4 protein-coding genes are annotated in these 25,045 nt (G+C 50.5%); 3 read left to right on the forward strand and 1 reads right to left on the reverse strand.

Annotated elements, in window-relative coordinates:
* The first annotated feature begins 154 nt into the window (after positions 1 to 154).
* Positions 155 to 994, forward strand: a complete 840-nt coding sequence (locus ICL80_RS05180; RefSeq protein ID WP_194215037.1) for a metallophosphoesterase family protein — start codon at positions 155 to 157, stop codon at positions 992 to 994.
* Between the two features lie 12 nt (positions 995 to 1,006).
* Here ICL80_RS05180 and ICL80_RS05185 read toward each other — a convergent pair whose 3' ends face one another.
* Entirely contained in the window at positions 1,007 to 1,771 is a 765-nt protein-coding gene (locus ICL80_RS05185) for a 4'-phosphopantetheinyl transferase family protein (RefSeq protein ID WP_194215038.1), read from the reverse strand.
* A gap of 235 nt (positions 1,772 to 2,006) precedes the next feature.
* Between ICL80_RS05185 and fabD the strand changes: the two genes are divergently transcribed.
* Positions 2,007 to 4,385, forward strand: coding sequence for an ACP S-malonyltransferase (gene fabD / locus ICL80_RS05190; protein WP_194215039.1), 2,379 nt, complete (start codon positions 2,007 to 2,009; stop codon positions 4,383 to 4,385).
* Positions 4,378 to 25,038 carry an SDR family NAD(P)-dependent oxidoreductase gene (locus ICL80_RS05195; protein WP_194215040.1) on the forward strand — a complete coding sequence of 6,887 codons (20,661 nt, stop codon included), beginning with the start codon at positions 4,378 to 4,380 and terminating at the stop codon, positions 25,036 to 25,038. The genes fabD and ICL80_RS05195 overlap by 8 nt, the downstream gene beginning before the upstream one ends.
* The last annotated feature ends 7 nt before the right edge of the window (positions 25,039 to 25,045 follow it).

A 25,045-nucleotide genomic window follows, 5' to 3' on the forward strand; every position in this document is an offset into this window, starting at 1 on the left:
ATGGATCGACAATGTTGGGTGGAGAAAGTTCCTTATTCCTTTCCGGCAGTGGAGCATAAAGCCAAAATGACTTCAATATTTAGTTGTAGTTTTGTTTACAGCGAAAGGGATATGTGGATTATAATAACTGTCTTTTTAGTATAAGGCTTGTTTTGTGAAATTATTTGCTATCAGCGATCTCCACTTATCGAATCCGTCTAACCTTGAGGCTTTTCTCGCTTTGAAAGAGCACGCAGAAGACTGGCTTATTCTTGGGGGTGATATTGCTGAGCGGCCTGAAACTCTGGAAATTGCTTTTCGTCATGCCGTAAAATCTTTTGCCTGTGTGATTTGGGTTCCTGGAAATCATGAGTTATGGGCGCTGCCTGATGAAAACGGAGAACAGATATGCGGAGTCGCGAGATACGAGCATTTGGTTGAATTGGCACGTGCGTACGGTGTGCTGACTCCTGAAGATCCCTTTATTGCATGGCCCGGATCATTAGGGGATCACGGCGCACCGCTTGTCCTTGCGCCACTCTTTTTACTCTATGACTACAGTTTTGGCCCTGAGGGTATGTCTCACGCTGAAATTGTTGCGTGGGCAAGGGAAATGAAATGTGTAGCAGCAGATGAACACTTGTTGGCCTCAGAACCTTATGTGCGGGTAGAAGACTGGTGTGCCGACCGTATTAAAATCAGTGAACAACGCCTCTCGGAAATTGAGGTAGGCAGCCGAACCGTGTTGATTAACCATTTCCCCATGCGCAAAGATTTGATCCACATCCCCAGAGTGCCCCGCTTCATTCCTTGGTGTGGCACCGCCAAGACAGAAAACTGGCACAACAAGTATAATGCCGAAGTGGTTGTGACGGGCCATTTGCACGTTAGGCGCACAGATTGGCGCGACCAAACACGTTTCGAAGAAGTGTCGCTTGGGTACCCAAAGCAGTGGGATCAGGCAAAAGGCGTTGCGCCTTACTTAAGGCAAATATTGCCGTACAGTCAGGAGTAATTTGGTGAAGCGTTACGGGCTGGCCCTAAATTTTTCAATAATAGCCTGCAGCGGTGCTGCTTCGATTTTACAGTCCAGTTTATGTTTGTCTACGCCTTGGGCGGCGATGGCGGCAACATGATCAGGCCCTGGCCTGTAATGCTTCAGGTACCAGCTTTCAGGATCATCAATGTTTTGTCGCTCGTGCTGCTGTTTAAAATGAATTGCCAGTGGGTCAAGGTTGAAATGAAAGTCTGTTAAAGGCAGGGATAGCCCTTTGCCGATCGCTTTTATATAAGCTTCCTTCAAAGTCCAGAAGGTTAGAAAGATTTCTTTTTGCCGATTCGCAGGAGTATTGCCCAAAATAGCCTGTTCTTCATGTGTAAAGACCGTGGGGGCGAGGTCTAGGCAACTATCCTTTCTGCCCAGCCATTCAATATCAATGCCGATGTCATTTTCCTCAGTTAGAGCGACAGCGACCATGTGGCGGGTGTGGGATAAGTTTACCCGCAATCTGGCGGCATGATGCCGGATGATGACCTCTGGTTTGCCAAAATCGCTGGCAGAAAACTCTATTTTGTTTGGTTGAATATCGCTGTAGAAGGCCAGCACTGCGCGGGTTATAGCGTGGGCGGCTATGTAAGATTGACGGTCATGGTCAAAGTAAAACTTATCCGCCCTTTCTTGTTCGCTGAGGCTTAACAAACCGAGTAGTTGAGGCCATTGCAGGCTATCAATGCTTCTGCAATCGAGATGCCAAGCAATCACTTTATGGCGTAATGGTATGCTAATTTCCATGTATTTCAGTGCCTTACGGGAAAACTGCTTGCATTGTAATATTGTTTTACCAATAATCCTTTTATAAGCTACAGATATTTAATTAATAATTGGGGCTAACTGGAATAATGCCAACTGAATCGTTCTAAGAACGCTGATGATAAAAAATACCTGAATTATTATACTCAAAATTAAATGCCCCTGAAAACAGGGCTAGGGACGGGTGGTCACTCCAGACTACCCATTGGAGGACTAGATGCTGGCGGCTATGTTTCCCGGTCAAGGGGCGCAGCGGTTATCGATGGGCAATGGCCTGTTTGAACGATTTCCGCAGCTGTGCAGGGAAGCGGATGACATTCTTGGCTACTCTTTGCGCAGCTTGTGCATGGACGGCCCCATAGAACGACTAACAGAAACGCAGTATACGCAGCCCGCCCTCTATGTTGTTAATGCTCTTGAGTATTTAGCTTTCATGGAAGACGGCGGCGAAAAGCCAGATTACCTGCTTGGTCATAGCGTTTCAGAGTATGTCGCGCTTTTTGCGGCGGGTGTACTTGATTTTGCGAGCGGCTTAAGGCTGGTGCAAAAACGCGGGGCGCTGATGGCTGAGGCCAAAGGCGGCGGCATGGCTGCTGTTCTGGGCCTAACTGCAGAACAGGTAGAAGATATAATTGCCCGCGAAGGCTTAACGGATATCTTTGCCGCCAATTATAATACGCCTAAGCAGATTGTTATCTCCGGTAAAAAAGAGACTATTCTTGCGGCAGAGCTCTTGTTTCAAAACGCAGGGGCCATGCTCTATAAAGTTCTTGCTGTAAGCGGCGCGTTCCATTCGCCGTTCATGAAAGAATCGCAGCAGGCTTTTGCTGAGTTGGCAAAGGGGCTTGAATTTAAGACCCCTCAAACCCCCGTGATTTCGAATGTAACCGCAAGGCCGCATCTGCCAGCTGATATCCGGGCAAAAATGATAGAGCAGATAACAGCGCCTGTGAAATGGAGCGAAAGCATAAGGTATTTGCTGGCCAAGGGGCTTGAGGTTAGTGATTTTAAAGAGATCGGGCCAAAAGGGCCGCCTATCTTGCAGCCTATGGTTAAAAGAACGCAGCTAGAGGCTGGCCCACTTGATGCAGAGACACTGAAACAGGAAGAAGAGGCAAAACGCGCTGGTGCGCAGGCAAAGTCAGCGCCTGCTGATAAAAAAGAAACTGTCACTTCTGCGTCTGTAAAGGCGGCCTCTCCTTTGGTGAACGGTAAATTAAACGGCGTACATAAGCCCGCCACTAAGCCTTCTGTTCGGCTTGGGTCCCAAGAATTTTGTAATAAGTTTGGCCTTAAGTACCCCTATGTTAGTGGCGCCATGTACCGGGGCATTGCATCTGCTGATATGGTTATCAAAATGGCAAATGCTGGCATGCTGGGTTTCTTGGGGGCAGGGGGCATGCCCATTAAGGATGTTGAGGAAAACCTCGCAAAAATACAGGCTTCTGTTGCTGTGGGTCAGCCATACGGGGTGAATTTTATTTCCCACTTCAATAGGCCGCATGCAGAAGAGGCCTTAACAGATGTTTTGTTGAAATATGCTGTACCGGTGATTGAAGCATCGGCCTTTATGGAAGTGTCGCCAGCACTGGTGCGCTACCGCGCCAAAGGGTTATCCCGTACAGGCGACAATATTCATGTGAAAAACAGAATTATTGCCAAAGTATCGCGTCCTGACATTGCGGCAAACTTTTTGTCACCGCCGCCAGATAAAATGCTTGATAAAATGGTGTCTGAGCGCGCACTGACCGCTGAGGAAGCTAGCATGCTTCGCTTGGTGCCCATGGCAGACGCCGTAACGGTTGAGTCTGATTCTGGTGGGCACACGGATCAAGGCAACCCGTTTAACCTTATTCCCGCAGTGCTGTCAGTTCGCAAGAAAGCACAAGAGAGATTTCCCGGTTTTGGACCGATATTTGTTGGTGCAGGTGGCGGTATTGGTACGCCAGAAGCAGCGGCTGCGGTCTTTATGCTGGGGGCTGATTATATTGTCTCTGGGTCCATTAACCAGTGCACCGTTGAAGCGGGCACCAGTGATGCTGTGAAAGATTTACTGGCTGCCGCCAATGTGTACGACACAGGGTATGCGCCGTCTGGTGCCATGTTTGAACTGGGTTCAAAAATTCAGGTTTTGAAAAAGGGCCTCTTTTTTCCGTCGCGGGCAGAAAAGCTTGTGTCTCTCTATAATCAATCTGGAAGTATTGATGAGATCGATACAAAACTCGCTCAGCAGATTCAGGAGCGTTACTTTAAGCGCAGTTTTAACGAGGTTTTAAGTGAGATCAGAGAGCGCAGTAGTGCGGATGATTGGCGCAAAGTTGAAACAAATCCACGCTATAAAATGAGCCAAATTATTCGCTGTTATTACAGTGATACGACGATGTGGGCATTGAGCGGTAATATGGATCATAAAGTGGACTTTCAAATTCACTGTGGGCCCGCAATGGGGGCTGTGAACCAGTGGCTCAAAGACACTGAGCTGGAAGATTGGCGTAAACGCAGTGTTGATGCGCTGGGTAAAAAACTATTAAGCGAAACTGCCGAGCTTTATGGTCGCAGGTTAACGGCTGCGATGCAGGGGGGCGCTATTGGCTAAAGCCCGGAAATATCCGTCCGAACCTGTTGCTATTATTGGCACTGGCGTGCGGCTACCGCAGGCTGATAGCTTGGATGATTTCTGGCAGCATCTTGATGCAGGCCGGTCTTTGATCAGGGAGTTGCCTTCAGGGCGGTTTGACCTTAATGCGTTCCTCAGTGACCCAGCACAGGGTAATAACGCCAAAAATGTTTGGGGTGGCTTCGTTGAAGACGCGGATTGTTTTGATGCGGCCTTTTTCGGGATTTCGCCTAAAGAAGCCTCCTTTATGGACCCGCAGCAACGCTTTGCGCTTGAGATGGCGTGGCATGCCCTTGAAGATGCGGGGCTGAAGGCCAGCGATGTAGCAGGCAGTAATACCGGTGTGTACATGGGGGTGTGTCACTGGGATTATGCGGAGCTTTTAGAAAAGCATTATGCCCATACGGATGCTTACATGCCAACGGGCATTGCGTACTCTATTCTGGCCAACCGGGTTTCGCACTTTTTTGATTTTCACGGCCCTAGCATTACGAACGATACGGCCTGCGCAGCGTCGATGACCTCAATTTATGAGGCTGTGCGCGCTATTCAAAACGGCGAGTGCGACATGGCGCTTGCGGGCGGCGTGAACCTGATATGGTCGCCAAATCACTTCTCAGCTTTTTCAAAAGCAGGCATGCTCTCAAAAGTGGGGAAAAGCCAAGCCTTTGATGCAGGTGCTGATGGTTATGTGCGCGGCGAAGGCGGTGCTGTTTTGCTGTTGAAACCGCTTGCCCAAGCAGAGGCGGACGGTGACAATATTCAAGGGATCATTCGGGGGATTGGGGTGAACCACGGTGGCCGCACCAATTCCCTTACTGTGACGAGCCCCGACGCGCAGGCAGCACTTATTCAGTCCGTCTACAAGGCCGCGGATGTTGAAATTGATAGTATTAATTATATTGAAGCGCACGGCCCTGGCACGCCGCTTGGGGACCCCATTGAAATAACAGGCTTAAAGCAGGCATTCTCAACGCTTTATGCAGAACGGGGCGCTGAAATTGAGCCTGACACATGCGGCATTGGGTCCGTAAAGACCAATATCGGCCACCTTGAAGGGGCGGCGGGTGTAGCTGGTATTATCAAGGTTCTCGCCGCGCTCAAAAATGAAAAAATCCCCGCGAATGTTGGTTTCAAGTCTCTTAATCGTATGGTTGATCTTGAAGGTACGCCGTTTCATGTGCTGGGGGAACCGCGCCTTTGGAAAAGGTCAGATAAACCGCGCCGGGCAGGGGTTAGTTCCTTTGGTTTTGGGGGCAGCAATGCTCATGCACTTATTGAGGGGTATGACCAGGGCGGGGCAGCAACTGGCAGTGATGGTTATGAAGGTCTGCACTATATTCCGCTTTCAGCCAAAAGTAAGGAAAGACTGCATTCATATGCTTCTGCGCTTTTGAAGCATTTGGACAGAGATCACTCAGAATCGCGCAATATTGCCAATATTGCCTATACATACCAAACGGGCCGTGAAGATTTTGAGGAGCGGGTTGTGTTTGCGGTCAAAACGCCTCAAGCCCTGCAAGTTGCCCTTAGGGATTTTATCTCAGGTCAAGAGAATGCAGATATTCTGCTTGCGGGCAGCGAGGGTGTCGAAGACGGCACTGTACGTGACTGGCTCAGTGGTAAATCAATAACATGGGCCTTTCATGCGGACGGCGGTGTAAGGCGCATATCTGTACCAGTGTATCCTTTTGCGCGGGACGTTCACTGGATGGATGTGTTTGCGGCGCGTAAGGATACAGCCGCTGTGCCACATCCTCTTTTGCACCGTAATATATCGACCTTTGATCATATTGCCTTTGAAACGGTGCTGACGGGCGATGAACCCATTTGGTCTGATCATCATGTTGGTGGTGTCCAGATTTTACCGGGCACTGTGTACGCTGAAATGATACATTCCAGTGTTTCCCTGATGATACAGGCTGAGGGCAAGCAGTTAACCCTTCATGATATGGTGATCCTGCGGCCAGTAAGGGCAGAGGGTGAGACAGTCAAGCTGGAGACACGGCTGAAACAGGCTGGTGATAATACGTTTGATGTCAAGATCATCCGCCGCGACAAAACAGGTGGGGAAACATTACTTGTGCAAGCACAAGTGCGGCTTTCTGCCATTCAGGACATAGCACCTGTTGATTTAGGCCAAATGGCTGAACAGATGCCGCGCACTATTGCCGCGGAGGATTGTTATGACATTCTGTTAAAGTCAGGTGTTGACCACGGGCCACTTTTCAGGGTTTTGAAGCAGGTTAAAAGTGACGGGCAGCAGGTTCTGGCACAGTTGAAGCTGTCGCGCCGGATGGCGGCCTCGCATACTAGCCTGCCCTTGCATCCGCATTTGCTTGACGGGGCTATACAGGCTTGGGTTGGCCTTGATGTTGACCTTAACGGGCAGGCCGCCGTGCCGTTTGCTTGCGATGCAGTGGAGGTTTATCACCCTTGTGCCCCTGAAATGTGGGTGCTGGTGCGCTCAAGCGCCGGGCAGCAAAGCGGGGGATCATCCCTACATCTGGATATCACGCTATTTGATAAAAAAGGGGTGGTCTGCGTTCAGCTAAAAAACTTGGTGCTACGGGCCATGTCTGAAAAGGTTGATACGGCTAATCCATTACAGGATACGCTCCTGTCGAAGCTAACGTGGCAAGAGGTGTCGCTGCCTTCTGTGAGCCAGCCCGCTAATACGCATATTAGGCTTTATGCGGCAGGCCAAGTTGCAGACGCTGCTAAGGCAAGTGCGCCTAGGTTAAATGCAACTTACACAGCATTTCCAGCGCCGGGCGCGCAGGAAATTAGCGAAACATCATCACAGTATTTTAGCCTTATGCACCGCGAGATTGCATCTTGGATGCGGGACGGTGCAACGACTGACGCTGATTTTGTTTTAGTGCTGGAAGACGGTTTCGCAGAAGTATTGACGGCACCCGTTACAGCGCTTTTGAAAACAGCGACACTTGAAAACCCTAAACTGCGGGCCTTAGTTATTCGCTGTGCTAAAACGACAGCGTCGGATACTCTGGCGGATATCATCAAGGCGGAAGCTGCCATAGGCGGCGGTTTTCGTGAAGTTCGTTACGGCGAAAGCGGCACGCGGTTTTTACGCAAGTTTGTCCCGAGTGAAAGCTTGCCGAGCCCTAAGGGTTTAAAGCTTGATCCTGAAGCTGTTTACTGGGTAACTGGCGGCGCGGGCGGCCTTGGCCAACATTTTACAGAATGGCTGGTTGCAAACGGTGCGCGCAATATTTTGCTAACAGGCCGTAGTCCAAAAATATCCGAAAAAGCACAGGCATGGCTTGATGAATATACTCAAGCAGGCCTTAACTTGATGTACCGCCCGTGCGATATGACGGGCATCAGTGACCTGCAGGCGACAGTAGAATGGTGCACTAAGAAAGTTGGTGTGCTTAAAGGCATTATCCACGCGGCAGGTGTGCTTGGCGATGGTTATATTTTCAATCAAGATGTTGCCGACATTGAAACTGTTTTTGCCCCAAAAGTGGACGGCCTCGTTCATTTGGATAGGGCAACGTCGGGCTGTGCTCTTGAGTTTATGGTTTTGTGTTCTTCCGTTGCGGCAAGCTTTGGGAATAGCGGTCAAGCCCTATATGCGGGTGCTAACGCCTTTATGGATGCTTTTGTTCATGACCGTAATCAGATGGTCGGCGCTGGTACACGTGCGGGTAAAACCGTTTCTATTGCGTGGCCACTGTGGGCTGACGGCGGCATGCAGGTGGACGGTGCAACACTAACGGCAATGCAAAAACGCTGGGGTATAAAGCCCTTGCCGAAGGAAATCGCAAAGGCAGCATTAAGCACTGTTATTGCTCAAGAAACTGCTGAAAACCATACCGTTATGTACGGCGATATGGGGGATATTACTAAATTTCTTTCAGGCTTTGGTGCAGATCAGCTTCCGAGTAGTGTGGCTGCAACTGTGGACAGCTCGAAAAAAGTTAGCACGGTTGCGGGCACGGCAGATTTAAAGAAAATTGCGATAGAGCATTTGCGTGATGTGTTTGCAGATGTGCTGCAGTTTGAACCTGAAGAGCTTCGGGTAAACCGTAAGCTGGAAGAGTATGGGCTAGAGTCCATCTCTATTGTTGAGGCGACGAACAAACTTGAGGAAAATTTTGGTCCTCTCTCAAAAACACTACTATTTGAGTTTGTTGATATTCAGGGCTTAGCAGCTTATTTCGTAGAAAATCACGCGGACGCGCTCATGCAGCAGTCTTCTGCACCGGAAGCGGATACGGCATCACAAACCACTGAACAGGCGGCGCAAGCACTTAAGGTGGTTGAGGATGCCCCGGTCAAAATCTCTTCAATGGCTAAAGACGCAGACGATAGCCATGATATAGCGATTGTCGGGATGTCCCTGAAAGTTTCCAAGGCGGATGACCAAGACACCTTCTGGCAGATGCTCAAGGACGGCATAGATGGTTTTGAAACGTGGCCGAAATCTCGCTGGGACCATGATGCTATTTTGCATCCAGAACGAGATGTGCTTGGTAAAACCGTGGTGAAAACCGGCGCGTTCCTTGATGATATTGACAAGTTTGACCCGCGTTATTTCCGCATTTCCCAAGCCGAAGCTGAAATTATGTCGCCTGAGGTGCGTTTGTTTTTAGAGGCCAGCGTGCATGCCTTTGAAGATGCGGGCTATTCACGCGAATATATACAGCAGGCATACGGCGGGGATGTTGCGGTGATCATGGGGTCCATGACCAACGAATATCACTTGTACGGTTTCCAAAATATGTTGATGCGCGGGGCGCGGGCCAGCGGTAGTTACACGGGCACGGTTCCAAATATGGTGTCCTATTATTACGGCTTTACCGGGCCGTCATACTTTCTCGATACCATGTGCTCGGCGTCTTCCACATGTGTGCACGAAGCGGTGCATATGCTGCGGGCTGGCCGGTGCAAGATGGCGCTTGCGGGCGGTGTTAGCTTGCTTTTGCACCCACAAAAGTTAATTGCGACCTCGCAGGAACATTTCACCACAAAAACAGCGGATGTTATTCGCGGCTACGGCGTTGGCGCAGATGGCACAATTCTGGGTGAAGGGGTTGGGGCTTTGGTGCTCAAAACCTTAGCTGATGCCGAACGTGACGGTGACCATATTTACGGTGTGATCAAGGGCACTGGTATTTCAAACGCTGGTGTGCGGAATGGTTTTACTGTACCAAGCCCTGCGCAGCAGGCGCGAGCTATCGAAGAAGCCCTTGATGATGCTAAGATAGAGGCTTCATCGATCGGATATATAGAAGGGCATGGTTCAGGTACGGCTCTTGGTGACCCAATTGAGGTTAGGGCGCTGACGCAGGTTTACGGCAAAGCAGGGCTCGCCTTGCAGTCTTGCCCAGTAGGCACAGTAAAAAGTAATGTCGCGCATTTGCTTGCAGCGTCTGGCCTAGCAGGGCTCGCAAAAGTATTGATGCAGTTCAAGTACGGCGCTATTGCACCGTCACTGCATTCCGCTGAATTAAACCCAGATATTCCTTTTGAGAAAACGCCCTTTTATGTGCCTCAAACGCTGTTGCCGTGGAAACCCCAAATAAATCAACACGGGCAGCCTTTACCACGCCGTGCCGGGGTTACTTCAATCGGTGCCGGGGGTATGAACTCTCATATTATTCTGGAAGAATATATTGACGAGAGGCCTGCTACACCCCGCAGGCAAGAGGATGTTCTTCTTGTTCTATCTGCCATGAATGAAGATGCTTTGAGCAGAGTGACTGAGCAATTCTGTGCATATTTGGTGAAAGCGGCTGACGTTCCTTTATCTGATATTGCTTACACCCTTCAGGTAGGTAAAAATGAGCTCCCCTGTCGTTTGGCTGTTACTGCGCGCTCGCATGAAGAAGCCATTCAAAAAATATGGTCGTATCAATCAGGGGCGGATAGGGTTTGGTATGTACGCTCTATCCTTGATCAGGACCCACCCGAGGACGCGGATTACATTGAGCGTGCTGTAGCCGGCAGGCAGCTTGAAACTGTCGCTGATATATGGACTAAAGGTGTCCCCGTTAATTGGCGGCACTATAATGAAGGCCACAGTCTGCGCCGGGTGTCGCTACCCAATTATCCGTTTGAGCGTGTTCACTGTTGGTATCAGGATTATCCTGATGCGCCTTCTGTTATCAATCCGTTGGGGTCAAAATCGAAGCTTCATCCATTTGTTGGCCAGAATGTGTCTGACCTTTCGGGGCTAGCATACGAAACGGCTCTCTATCTTGAAGAGATGCAGGATTATGTGTGCCGCGCGGGCAGGGATATGTATATTAACCCTGTTGTTGCAGCAGACGTGGCGGCAGCACTGGGGCGTGTGGCTGGCCTATCTGGGGATATCGCCCTTGAAGCTTTAAATGTACATAACCCGGCTGATTGGCAGAGTGTTACGGCGCTTAAATATAACCTAGAAACAGATGGGGCTGGTCGTCTGCATATTTCGGCGCTTGTTGTTGCGGGCGATAAGGAAGCAGTCTGGTTTGAAGCGGAAATTAAAGGGCAGGCGGTGCCTTTGCACCAGCCACTTGACCTTAAATCGCTCATTGCTTCTTCTTTTGAAAAAATAGAACATGCTTCCCTTTATTCTGAGTTCTCAAAACGACGGCTTGGGTATGGTCCGTACCTTGAAACGATTGAGAGCGTGTATAAGTTACAGGATGGGCGCTATTTGGCGCAGATTCGCAATAACCCGCCCCAGCAAGATAGCTTTAAAAAGAACATGCAACTGGATGCGGTGGCTTTGGCGGCTGCAAACCAGCTTTTTGAGTATGTATCACCGGGTTGGGGTGCAGGGTTGCAGTGGTCATTAAGCCGTGCGTATGTTGCCGCAAATGATATTACTTATGTGCTTCTCAGCCCGAACGTGCAGTCGAGCTATGATGTTGCCTTCCTGACCGAGACTGGTTTGATTTGCGCCTCCTTTGAAGGTGTGTGCGAGGGGCAGAATATTTTGAGGACGGCGAGCGGCGTAGAGCACAGCCTTTCAACAGAAACCACAACGGAACTGGTGGCCCAAAGCCTGAAGGAAATTGCAGGGGGTATTCTTAAGTTTCCAACCGCTGATATCCCTGACAGAGAGCGTTTCCATGACTTAGGGTTCGATTCCATTACCCTAACCCAATACGCAGAAGAAATTAACAAGGCGCTTGCGGTTGATATTTCACCCGCTATTTTTTTTGACTGTGCTGACATTAAGGCCTTGAGCCAGCATTTAGTGACCCGCTTTAACCCTGTTGTTGGTGAAACCGTTAAGCATCAGCCTGCCCCAGCCCCAAAGGTAGTGCAGGAGAAAACTCAACCTTTAGCCAACAAGGTGCACACTGTTGCAGAAAAGCGGAGAGCTGATGATAGCGGTGATGATGAGATCGCTATTATTGGTATGGCAGGGCGTTTCCCTGGCGCTGATACAGTGGATGCGCTGTTTGCTAGGCTTGTCGCTGGGGAAGATTTAATAAGTGACCTGCCGCTGGAGCGTTACGAGGGGCAGTTACTGAGCCACATAACAGAAGCTGATTTTGTCAAGCGTGGCGGGTTTATTGGCGGTGTTGACTTGTTTGACGCCAGCTACTTTAAGATTTCGCCGTTTGAAGCACAGCGACTTGACCCGCAGCAACGCTTGATGCTGGAAACTGTTATTCATAGCCTTGATGATGCTGGCTATGACAAAACTGAATTGCCGAAAGACACCGGTGTTTTTATCGGCGTAAGCGCCCTAGATTATGAGGCCTTGTTAAAGGCTTCTGGTAACAAAGCTGATGGTTATAGTGCCACTGGTAATTCCCTTGCGATGGTCGCGAACCGGGTGTCGCACTTTCTTGATATTTACGGCCCGAGCATGTCTATCGATACGGCGTGTTCCAGTTCCCTTGTGGCTTTGCATCAGGCAGCAAGCGCCATCAAGCAGGGTTCCTGCCCAGTGGCGATTGTTGGCGGCGTTAACCTTTGCTTGTCCAAAGACGGTTTTGAAGGCCCGCTAGACGCTGGCATGCTCAGCCCCACAGGCTATTGTCACAGTTTCGGCGACAGTGCTGACGGCTATGTGCGCGGCGAAGGTGTGGCAGCGGTTATTTTGAAGAAATACTCTGAAGCCGTGCGTGACGGCGATAATATTTACGGTAAAATCATCGGGACAGCCCAAAACCACGGCGGGCATGCGGGGTCATTAACGGCCCCCAATGTGCAGGCCCAGTCGCAGCTTGTGCAAACGGCTATGCAAGGCATAGACCCTGCGACTATTTCCTATATTGAAGCGCACGGGACGGGCACACAGCTTGGGGACGCTGTTGAGGTTAGTGCCTTGAAACAGGCCTTTGAAACGCAGCTCGGTTCGCAGAAATATGACGCGCCTTTTGTTCACTTGGGTTCGATTAAATCAAATATCGGGCACCTAGAGGCAGCGGCAGGCTTGGCTGGCGTTGTTAAAGTTCTTTTGGCAATGCAGCATAAGACACTGCCGAAAAGTCTGCACTGTGAAACGGTGAACCCGCATTTAGGCTTAGGGGGCTCACCTTTCAAACTTGTGACTGAAACCCGCGCATGGGAGAGCAGTGCTGATGCACCGCGCAGGGCTGGGGTTAGCAGTTTTGGTTTTGGTGGTGGTAACGCTCATGTTGTGCTTGAGCAGGCACCTGACAGCTATGTCGCAACGCGAGCAAAACGCCAAGCCACCGTCTTCAATCGGAAAAGCTACTGGTTACCTGATGCTGATGGCGTTACTCAAAGGCCAACCATTTTAACACCAGAGTGGGTAGAAAAGCCCCTCAGTATTGGCGCTCTGCCACAAGACATGCGGCGAGTTGTGCTGCCGGTTAATATGGAAGTGGCTTTTACCCAAAATGCAGTGCAGCACCCATTCCAGAGCCACAATTCGGATGTGGCGGAAAAATATGCTGGGGCCGTGAAGCATGTGTGGCGGCACTTGAAGGCCCTGATTGAGGACCAATCAGAGACGCAGACACTTGTGCAGCTTTTGGTGCCGGATATGTCGGAGGCTGATGGGTATTTGGCGGGGCTGTCAGCGATGCTTGAAACTGCGGCAATTGAGGCCCCGAAACTTCAAGTACAATATATCCAGTCTGACCGGCGGTATGCACCGCAGGCTTTGGCAGACCTTTTAGAAAACGAGTTTGCCTCAAGCGATAAATCCATCAGGTACCATGCTGGCAGGCGGTATGCGCAAGCGTGGACACAAACAAGCCTTAACGTTAGCCATAGCCAAACCTTATCGGGTGTAACGCTTATTACTGGCGGACTGGGCGGTGTTGGACAAGGTGTTGCGGCGCATATTGCTGAGCAAACTTCAGCTTCAGCCCTTATTTTGACAGGTCGCTCAGAGCTCACCCATGATGATGAGGCTTTTCTCGCGGCATTGCAGGCTCAGGGTGTGCAGGTTGACTATGTCAGAACTGATATTGCGGATGAACATGCCGTTCAGGAATTGGTAACACATATTATCCGTAAATATGGTCAATTAAACCATATAATGCACTGCGCTGGTGTGCTGAGGGATGGTTATATTATCCAAAAACCTGAAACTGACCTTGATATTACCCTAAGTGCAAAAGTTGTGGGAACGGTTGCTCTTGCTAATGCAACGAAAGCCATGAATTTGGATAGTTTTGTGCTGTTCTCGTCGCTTGCTGGTATCACTGGGAACGAGGGCCAGATCGATTATGCCGCAGCGAACGGGTTTATGGACGCTTTTGCCGCCAGTAGTGACGGGCGCATCCTCTCTGTAAACTGGCCGTATTGGCTAAGCGGCGGCATGGTTATGGATCAGCTTTCGCAAGACAGGCTGTATGAGCAAATGGGGCAACGCCCCATGTCCACCAAGCAAGGGTTGGATGCGTTAAAAGTGCTGGCATGCTTTGGGCAGTCACGCGCCGCTGTAATCGCAGGTGAGCCGGATAAGATTAAGCATTATTTCGCGGGTCTTATGCAGCGTAATAAGGTCGCTCTATCCAGTGATGTGAAAGTAACGGCGCACAGTAATGCCCACCAGAAAACAGCATTAATCCCTGCTGTTCGCAAGCATTTGACCAGTTTGTTCGCTAAAGTGAGCGGTGTGGATGCTTATGATATCGACGGTGATGTTCTACTTGAAGAATACGGTATTGATTCCCTGATGATCACCCGGTTAAACCGTGAGCTAGCTGACATCTTCGGGGCGTTATCTAAAACACTGTTTTTCCAGTATAAAACCTTAAATGCGGTTGCTGATTATTTGGTGCAGGGTAAAGCCAGTGAATGTGAAAAATGGGTTGGTTATGTGCTAGATTCTGCCAGTGCCATACCTCAGGCAGATATGGCGCCCCAAACCGCACAAAACCCAAGCCGTTTTGCGCCCAAGGACGCTGACGCCGGTGATGCCGTGGCAATTATCGGGATTTCAGGGCAGTACGCGGGCGGGGACGGTCTGAAAGGTTTTTGGGAAACGTTGGTCAGTGACAGGAATGTCATCAGCGAAATTCCAGAAGACCGCTGGCCGCTTGCAGGCTTCTTTGAAAGTGATCCAGACAAAGCGATTGAGGCAGGGAAAAGCTATGCTAAATGGGGGTCTTTCCTCACTGGTTTTGCTGACTTTGACCCGCTTTTCTTTAAAATTTCACCGCGTGATGCCGCCGCGATGGACCCGCAGGAAAGGCTGTTCTTGGCGTCCAGCTGGCATGCGATGGAAAACGCGGGTTACAGCCCAGAGAGGCTAAAAGACCAGACACAAGGTCAAGTGGGTGTGTTCGCGGGTGTTTGCAAAACCGGCTATGCCCTGCACGGTCCTTATGAAAGTGAAGACGGCGCTATTGTGCGCCCTGCGACATCCTTTGCTAGTGTCGCAAACCGTGTGTCTCATGTGCTGGATCTCTCCGGCCCTAGCATGCCGGTTGATACAATGTGTTCATCTTCCCTAACAGCTATCCATGAGGCTTGTGCTTACTTGCAGAAAAACCCACATGCTATGGCGTTTGCTGGCGGCGTTAATCTTTACCTGCACCCTTCGAATTATACGGAACTGTGTGCGGCGGGTATGCTGTCGCCAGACGGCCTCTGTAAAAGTTTCGGCGCGGGGGCCAATGGGTTTGTGCCGGGTGAGGGTGTTGGGTGCATTTTACTGAAGCCACTTTCAAAAGCCCTTGCGGACGGGGATTATATCCATGCGGTCATTCGCGGTAGTGCAGTGAACCACGGTGGGCACACAAACGGATATACGGTGCCAAACCCGCAGGCACAGCGCGATGTTGTGCGTATGGCCTTGGATGCAGCAGGGGTTAGGGCCGAGCAGCTCAGTTATATTGAAGCACACGGAACTGGCACCTCGCTTGGTGATCCGATTGAAGTGGAGGGTCTAACGCAAGCTTTTGACCGGGATACGGATAGCAAAGGTTTCTGCGCGCTTGGCTCTGTTAAATCTGTGTTTGGTCATTTGGAGGCTGCGGCGGGCATCGCGGGGCTTACGAAAGTTGTGTTGCAGATGCAGCAGGGCCAGTTAGTGCCCACGCGCCATGTTGACAAGGTTAACCCCAATATTGAATTTGATATGACGCCCTTCAAATTGCAGCGCACGCTGGAACCTTGGGGGAATGATACGCCGAAGATTGCGGGTATATCTTCCTTTGGTGCCGGGGGCGCAAACGCCCATATTATTATCGAGGAGGCCCCGAAAAGTGCCTTTACACGGCCTTCCCATAAGACTGACTTTGAAGAAGTTATTATCCTGTCTGCTAAAAGCCGAACCGGCCTTGCAGCGCAAGCAAAACAGCTTTTAGACTTTCTGGGCGACCAGAGTACAGGCAGCGCAGCGGTTGATAAAGTAGCTATTATCGAGGCACTACTCAGTGAGCTTTCTAATATTTTGAAAGTCGATAAAAGCGACCTTCAGGTTGATGATCCGCTTGATACACTGGGCATGGAACCGCATCACTGGATTATGCTGGAGCGGTGGTTAAATCATACCTATGACCACAGCATTCAGGAAACCAGCCTTTCTGCTCAGTCAAGCTTATTGGATATTGCGGCATCTATGGGCGCAAGCGATATACCGGCGGATAAGCGCACTAATGCTTCGCTTGCAGACATAGCTTACACCTTGCAGGTGGGGCGGCAGGATATGGAGTGTCGTTTAGCTTTCACTGCCAGAACGATTGGCGAATTGACAGACAAGTTAGGGCGCTGGCTGAGCGGGGACCGCACAGACAGTCAGATATTCGAATCAGAAGATAAGCCTGTTGCGGCCGCAATGAAAAAGCTACTGGGCGGTGACGCGCTGGATTCCATTGTGTCAGGTTACTGGCAGCAAAAGGATTATGATAAGCTATTACCAATATGGGTTGCGGGCATTTCTGTAGACTGGTTGGCTTTGCCAAGGGCCTGCAAGGCGAAAACAGTGCCGTTGCCGACATATCCCTTTGATCTGCAGAAATACTGGTTGCCAAGATTAGCAGGTTCAAGTGCATACAAAGGGCTGGTAACTGAAATTGCGGCAGCTTCGGGGGACACGGTCCTGCAAGACGCAGATGACAGGCTGGAAGCCCGTATTGCTGTGCTTCTCAAGGCTATTTTGGCAGATATACGCCCCGATGCCATCACGGATGGTTATAAAGCTTGGTATAAGGCGGCCCTTCAGCTAGTTGCAGATGATAGCGATACAAAGCCGTTTGAAAAGGCATGGAATGACTGGAACACTTACATGCCTGTAAGTGCTGTAAACCTGTCTCGCATAGAACTTGCTGAAATTGCCTTTAGGCATTTGCCTGCGGTCTTAACAGGACAGAAAAAAGCAACCGATGTGTTGTTCCCGGATGGGTCATTGAAAGCAGTTGAAGCGGTCTATAAGGAAAACCCGATTGCAGCCCGGTTTAGCAAACATACTGCAAATGGGGTGGCGGCCTTTGTGCGGGATAGGGTAAAAACTGCACCTCAGCAAAAAATCAAAATACTGGAAATTGGTGCAGGAACGGGTGGCACCAGCAAGCTCATTTTTGAAGAATTAATGCCTTACGCGGATCATATCGATAGCTATTGCTACACAGACGTATCTCGCGCTTTTTTAATTCATGCGGAACAGCAGTATTTAAGCGATGTGTCCTATTTAAAAACGGCTATCCTTGATATTGAGAAGCCTACCATCAGTGATGAAGTTGGTGCTGCTGACTATGATCTGGTTGTGGCGGCGAATGTACTGCATGCGACAGCTGATATTGTCAGCACGCTGAAAAACGTTAGGAAGATGCTAAAGCCGGATGGTGTTTTGCTTTTGAATGAAACCAGTAAGGCCACTCTCTTTACGCATCTTACCTTCGGGCTTTTGGATGGGTGGTGGCGCTTCACGGACGCTGAAAGGCGTATTGCTGGCACGCCGTCCCTTACATCTGCGAGCTGGGATGCGGCGCTGCAAGAGGCAGGCTTCGAGGGTATTTCATATTCGGGCACCAAAGAACAGGCGTTAGGCCAGCAAATTATTGCGGCCCGTGCGGTGGGTGAGGTCGTGAACCTGCCTATAAGTACTGCTGTTCAAACGGTGGAAAAGCCTGCACCCAAGCCAGAGGCGCCATCTTATGGCAGCTCGGTTGAAAGTGTTTTGAAGGTGAGCTTAGCGCGCACCTTAAATATGCCTGTGGCGAAAATTACGGCGGGGCAGGCATTTGCGGACTTAGGCCTTGATTCAATTCTGGGTGCTGAATGGGTGCGGCGTATCCGCAGTGATTTGGGCATAAAGCTTGATCAGACTGCCTTATATGACTTTACGAACCTCAAAGAACTGACAATCTTTGTTGAAGAAACTTGGCCCGAAGCATGCCAGAAAACGGACGTTCAACAACCTTCCCAGTCTATTGCAGAGGCAACAGAAACGGGGCCTAAGAAAACTGAGCGAGTAGAAAAGGAAGCTTTTTCCACAATTGGTATGCCCTCAAAAGCACAGCAACAAAGAGAGCCAATTGCCATTGTTGGGATGAGCGGGCGGTTTGCCGGGTCTGAGACAATTGCGGAGCTTTGGGACCACCTGTTTGCAGGGGATGACCTTGTTCAGCCAGTGTCACGTTTTGACCTCAGCGCATATTATAAGGATGCGCCAAAGGGCACTTACGGTGACAAAGGCAGTTTCCTAAGTCGGATTGATACGTTTGATTCTGTCTTTTTTGGGATTTCGGGTGTTGAAGCCACCTATATGGACCCGCAGCAACGGCTGTTCCTTGAAGAAGCGTGGAAAACCCTTGAGCATGCAGGGCACGCCGGCGGTGATATTATCGGCAGCGAGTGCGGTGTGTTTGTTGGGTGCAGCCACGGCGATTATCATGAACTTTTCGGGGGGGATGCACCGGGGCAGGCATTTTGGGGAAACACCAGTTCCTTAATACCAGCACGCATTTCATACTGGCTTGACCTCAAGGGGCCAGCCGTTGCCATTGATACAGCTTGCTCTAGCTCCCTTGTTGCAGTGCACACAGCCTGCCGCAGCATATGGGACGGCGAGTGTAATATGGCCTTGGCAGGCGGTGTTTTTGTCCAGAGCGGACCGCGTTTCTACCGGTCAGCCAATCAGGCGCAGATGCTGTCCCCTAGCGGTAATTGTGCGGCATTCGGTGAGATGGCAGACGGCATTGTACCCGGCGAAGCGGTTGCCTCTGTACTATTGAGGCCGCTATCAGAAGCCCTAGCTGACGGTGACACAGTTTACGGCGTGATTATTGGTTCTGGCACCAATCAGGACGGTGCCACCAACGGCATTACTGCGCCAAGTGCTAAATCGCAAGAAAAGCTGATCCGCAAGGTGCAGACGGAGTATAACATTGATCCTGCCTCTATTGGTATGGTTGAAGCACATGGTACGGGAACGCCGCTTGGTGACCCGATTGAATTTAACGCGTTAAACCGTGTATTTGGTCATAGAGCATCAAATGGTAAATCAATATACCTTGGATCGGTTAAATCAAACATAGGCCATGCAACAACAGCCGCGGGGATATGCGGCCTTATTCGAGGTGTTATGAGCTTGCACCATAAAATGGTGCCGCCAACATTGCATGCCGCAAAGCCCAATCCGTCCATCGCGATTGAGGATAGCCCGTTTGTCTTAAATGATAAGCCAGAAGCTTGGACTGTAGAGAACGGCCAAAAGCGGCGGTTTGCGATTAACTCGTTTGGGTTCAGTGGTACCAACGCCCATTTGGTTGTGGAAGAGCCGCCTGTTGATGACAGCGTGAGCACGGACGAACTGGGGCCATATTTGTTTGTTTTTTCGGCTAGAACACCAGATCAATTACGCTTGCAGGTGGAAAATTGTGTGCGGTGTTTTGAGGCGGATACGGCGCTGAAAGCCAAAGATGTTGCTTATACGCTTATGGCCGGGCGCCGGCACTTCAACCACCGTCTGGCTGTGGTGGCAGGCACCATAGATATATTGGTTCAAAAGCTGTCAGCATGGCTGCAAGATAGCTTGGATGACCATGTGCTTTCATCTGTTTATGACCCGCAGGAAAATCAGAGCAAAGCGGATGACAGCCTGACCGCTCAGCACTTGATTGAAGGTGTGAGAACGTCTGTAGAACAGGCAGAAGATAGCTTGAAGCAATTGGCAGGCCTTTACCTTCGCGGGGCGAATATGCCCATTAAAGACCTGTTTTTGTCTGGGTTTAAGCGCGTTGCTTTGCCTACATATCCGCTGGTCTCCAAGAGCTTCTGGGCGGGGGAATTACCGTTTGAGATCACGGCGTCTGAAGTGGACGTGCCTGCCTTGCCGACAATGAAATCTGCTGATGGTAAAGTCACCTTAATTGATCCAGCAAAGGTAAGGTCAGCACGATCATACGGGGTGCCTGTTAAAGTGTCCCTCGCACCGCTGCGCACAACAGCGCCCTCTGATAACGCAGGCTCTATCATGCCGCTTGCCACTGAAAAGTATGACGGCATTTTTGTTGCCCGCTTTGGTGTCGGGAATTGTATCGACCTGACTGCATTTGAGCGCGCTATTGCTGAGGCTGAAAGCCAACAAGATATTTCTGCAGTTGTGGTTCAGGGGCTTGAGCACTGTCAGTCGGTTCTTGGGCCTAAACAGAAAACCGCTTTGTTGGGCATTTGCAAGCTGCCAGTCGTTGTGGTGATTGAAGAGGATGCCGTTACGGCAGGTTTATCGCTTGCCCTGAACGCAGATTTCCTTGTCATAGCGGACGGCGTTTCCATCAGTTTTGATTCTGAAAACGCACAGGTTGATGCGGGGGTACTGTCGCGCCGATTCTCAAAGGCTGCTTTGCAGATGTTATCACACAGTAAAGACGCTGTTTCTTTACAGAAACTGACCGAAGCCGGGGCCGGTTTTATCACAGCTTCGGCCAGTGATGTGGTGGACCGTGCCATGTCCTTAGCAAAGCAGATAACAGAAGCGCCGCGCATTTCTATTGAGGCATTAAAGCACCATATGCGCCGCACACTGCCAGCGCTTTCCTATGAGGATAGCCAATCCCGCGAGGGGTTGCTGCGCGGCATGCTGGAACAATCCGGGCAGCAAGCTGAAGCTTTCCCTATCAAGGACGAGACAATCCTGCTGAAAACAGACCTGATGTATCTGACAAAATCTTCTGATGGAGTCCTGACGCTTCAGATGAAAGATGCAGAAAGCTCCAACAGTTTTACAAGTAGCTTTATGGACGGTTTTGAGGAAGCCTTTGATACGGTTGCGCGCCAGAGTGATGCCAAGGTGTTGGTATTGACTGGCTTTGACAGTTACTTTGCTGTTGGCGGCACGGCGGACGGCTTGCAAAAATTACAGGAAGGCGCAACCAGCTTTACAGACCGTAAGGTGTATAGCTTGCCGCTTGAGTGTGAACTGCCTGTTATTGCGGCGATGCAAGGGCATGCCGTTGGTGCTGGTTGGTCCATGGGGATGACAGCGGACCTTGTGCTTTTCGCGAATGAGCGGGTTTATCACAGCAATTATATGTGGTTTGGGTTCACGCCGGGTGCGGGTGCCACGCTTGCCTTGCCGCTGCGCTTGGGGGATGATCTTGCCCGTGAAGTTTTGTTTAGTGCGCGTGAATACCGGGGTGCTGACCTGAAGGCGCGCGCGCCTTGGCTTAAGGTGCTGCCCGCAAAAGATGTGTATAATGAAGCGAAAAGAATGGCGCATGCTCTGGTGCACTTTACGCGAGCTGAGCTGATAGCCGCAAAGAAACAGCAATCGCAGTATCACAGGAATGCAATTAGCCGAGTTTTCGAACAAGAACTGGCAATGCACCAGACCACCTTTATCGGTAATAAAAGGGTGGAAGAACGTATTGCCGAGAAGTTTGCGGAGAGTGCGGGGGAAACATTGGAACCTAGCCAGAAACTTACTGGGTCTATGAGCGTTGATGTGCGCCGCCATGTTTTGGAAAGCTTAGCCAAAGAGCTGATGATTTCAGCAGATGAAGTGCGCGAAGACATGAGCTTCCTTGATCTCGGTATGGATTCTATTCTGGCTGTGACATGGATTAGAAGCCTGAATGAAGCCCTTAACACCGACTTGCCAGCCACCACAGTATATTCATCCCCAACGGTTGGGGTGATGATCCAGAAACTGGAAGGGCTCCTTCCTGAAGTTTCTGTTGCTGAGGTGGGAGAAGAATCTTCGCAGCATAGGAATAAAGCCGAGAAGCCTGCACAGCAGAGCACTGGCCTTGATGTTGATTTACGGCAAACCATTGTTTCCAGCCTATCTGAAGAATTGATGATAGATGAAAGCGAAATTCGCGGTGATGTAAGTTTCCTTGAGCTGGGGCTGGATTCTATTCTCGCTGTTACATGGATACGGCGCTTGAATGCGTTGTTGGGCATAGATTTGCCCGCAACTGTTGTCTATTCTTGTCCTAATATTGAGAAGGTGTTGGAAACAGTAGCCAAGGCGATGCCAGAAAAGGTGGTGGCTGAGCCTGTCGCGGTTAAGTCTGTATGTGTACCGGAAGTGACTGAGCCTGCGCAAACAGCGCCAAAAGTGCAGGCGGTGCAAACAGTGCCAGCTCCTGTGTCCAAAAAAGATGTAAGTGCTTCAGGTATAGCAATTATTGGGGCGTCTGGTGCTTTTCCCAAATCCACAACACTGGATGAGTTCTGGCAAAACCTAAGGGACGGCGTGAACTGTATCACCACTGTCCAGCCTGATAGGTTCGACGTTGAAACATATTATCACCCTGATCAGGCTCACCCCGGCACAACCTATTGTAAATGGGTTGGGCGTTTGGATCATGTGGACGAGTTTGATCCAGCCTTCTTTAACATAACGCCGCGTGAAGCAACATTGATGGACCCGCAGCAGCGGTTGTTCTTAAAGCATGCGTGGCATGCTATTGAGAATGCCGCGATAGACCCTCTGTCTATGGCCGGGCAAAAGTGCGGGGTTTATGCCTCTGCCGGGGATAGTGGTTATGGCAATCTTATTCAGGAGAAGAATGCCTATAGCCTCTCTGGTAATTCAGGGTCGATCCTTGCTTCGCGGATATCATACTTTTTAGATTTACGGGGCCCCAGCTTGGCGATTGATACGGCGTGTTCAAGCTCGCTCGTGGGTATTATTGAGGCGTGTGATGCCTTGGCAACCCGCCGGTGCGATACGGCGCTTGTGGGCGGTGTTAGTGTGATGATCGGCCCTGATATGTTTATCGATACAAGTAAGGTCAGCATGCTGTCGAAAACCGGGCAGTGTTATACATTTGATCAGCGGGCAGATGGGTTTGTACCTGGCGAAGGTGTCGGTGTTGTTATGCTCAAACGCTTAGACGACGCCGTTCGTGACGGCGATCCCATTCGTGCGGTTATCAAAGGCTGGGGGACCAATCAAGATGGGCGCACCAATGGAATAACGGCCCCTAACCCTGATGCGCAAGCGGCGTTGATGCGAGATGTTTATGACCGCTTTGATATTGATCCGGCCACTATTGGGCTTGTGGAATGCCACGGCACCGGCACGCCCCTTGGTGACCCCATTGAGGTGGAAGGGCTGACAGAGGCTTTCGCGTCAGTGAAGAAGCACGAAAAAAGCTGCCAATTGGGTTCAGTAAAAAGCAATGTTGGTCATTTGTTGGCGGCAGCGGGTGTTGCCGGGGCGCTAAAAGGCATGCTGGCACTAGAGCATAAGCAAAAACCACCGCTCATTCATTTCAAAAACTGCAATGAGCATATCGACTTCAGCAAAACACCGTTTGATGTGAACACAGATCTTATCGACTGGACAGCCCAGCCTGATGTGCCGCGCCGTGTGGCGGTTAGTTCGTTTGGTTTTAGCGGCACGAATGCACATATCGTTATGGAGGAAGCACCCGTAAAACAGTCATCTGGTGCTGTGGCCCAACCATTCTTGTTTACCTTGTCTGCAAAGACACCTGACCAGTTGCAGGTGGCAATAGACGACATAAGCCGTTTTGTTGAGCGTGAAAGTGGCCTGGGTTTGGCCTCTTTTGCTTATAGCTTACAGGTGGGGCGTAGTGACTTTAAGCACCGTCTTGCGTTTGTCTATCAGAGCCGGGATGACCTTTTGGACAGCCTGTCACGCGCTATGGGGGGCAAGCAGCACGATGATATTTACCGCACAGGTGCGGGCGGCGATAATAAAGCCTTATTCGACAGCGACAGCGGTATGGCTGCTCTCGCTGAAACTTGGCTGAAATCTGACGATGCAAGTGACTTGCACAAGCTGGGGAAAATGTGGGTAGAAGGCTTACAAGTGAACTGGCGGGCGGCACCCAAAACGGCGCGCATGGCAACACCGGGCTACCCATTTGAGCGCAAGCGTTATTGGGTTAAGGCTCGGGAAAAAGCGGCTGTAGTTTCTTCTGTGAAGGAAAAGCCTGCGCAGATGCCCGCACACCGAGACAGCATAGAAAACCTGAGTGTGCCTGTGTTTCTAAACGGTCATAGCTCAACAATCATGAGTTTCCCAGAGGTACAGGCAGATTATATGCCGCCGCTTTTGTTGTCGGAGCTTGCAAGAGAAGCACTGCAACAGACATCCGGTACTCGTGTTGCTGGCCTGAAGCATTTGATGTGGGGTAACCCGGTTCCGTTTAAAGACCATGAAAGTGCGCTGAATATTGTGATATCAGAGGACGATGCGGGACGCTTGTTCCGTGTTGTCTCCGGCGGTGATCAGGCAAGCCCGTACCATCTTGCTGAGGAAATGGCAGATCATGAATTGCCCGCGCACCCGACTGAGATTACTAAAAACAAAGCTGGTGAGGACATAAGGACGGAACTTCTGGACTTTATGGCACCAGATGCTTGGTCGTCTCGCGGTCTGGCGGTTATCTCGGCCCGCAAACATGAAAAGTCTATAAGTCTTCATTTGAAGCGGGCACCGCATACGGCGTCGGCAGGGCTGTTCGACGTGCAGTTTTTATCCATTGTTACCGCGGTGGGTGCGTTTGTGGAAACTGTGGTGAACGGCGAAGACCTGCAGGCGCAGTCTCTGTCTCTTTTCTCGCTTGAGAACCTTGTTAGCTACGGCTTGCTGGATGATGAGATGTGGCTCGAGGTTACGCCCGGTTCACTCAGTGAAGGGTATCCAGCCAGCATGGTTTTTTACGGCACTGACCGAAAAGCGCGGTTACTTTTGAAAAATTTGCACATGGTTCCGGCTGGGGCCAGCACCCCCATAATGTTAAATAGTTAGTTGATAA

Source organism: Kordiimonas pumila (assembly GCF_015240255.1).
GTDB classification, from domain to species: domain Bacteria; phylum Pseudomonadota; class Alphaproteobacteria; order Sphingomonadales; family Kordiimonadaceae; genus Kordiimonas; species Kordiimonas pumila.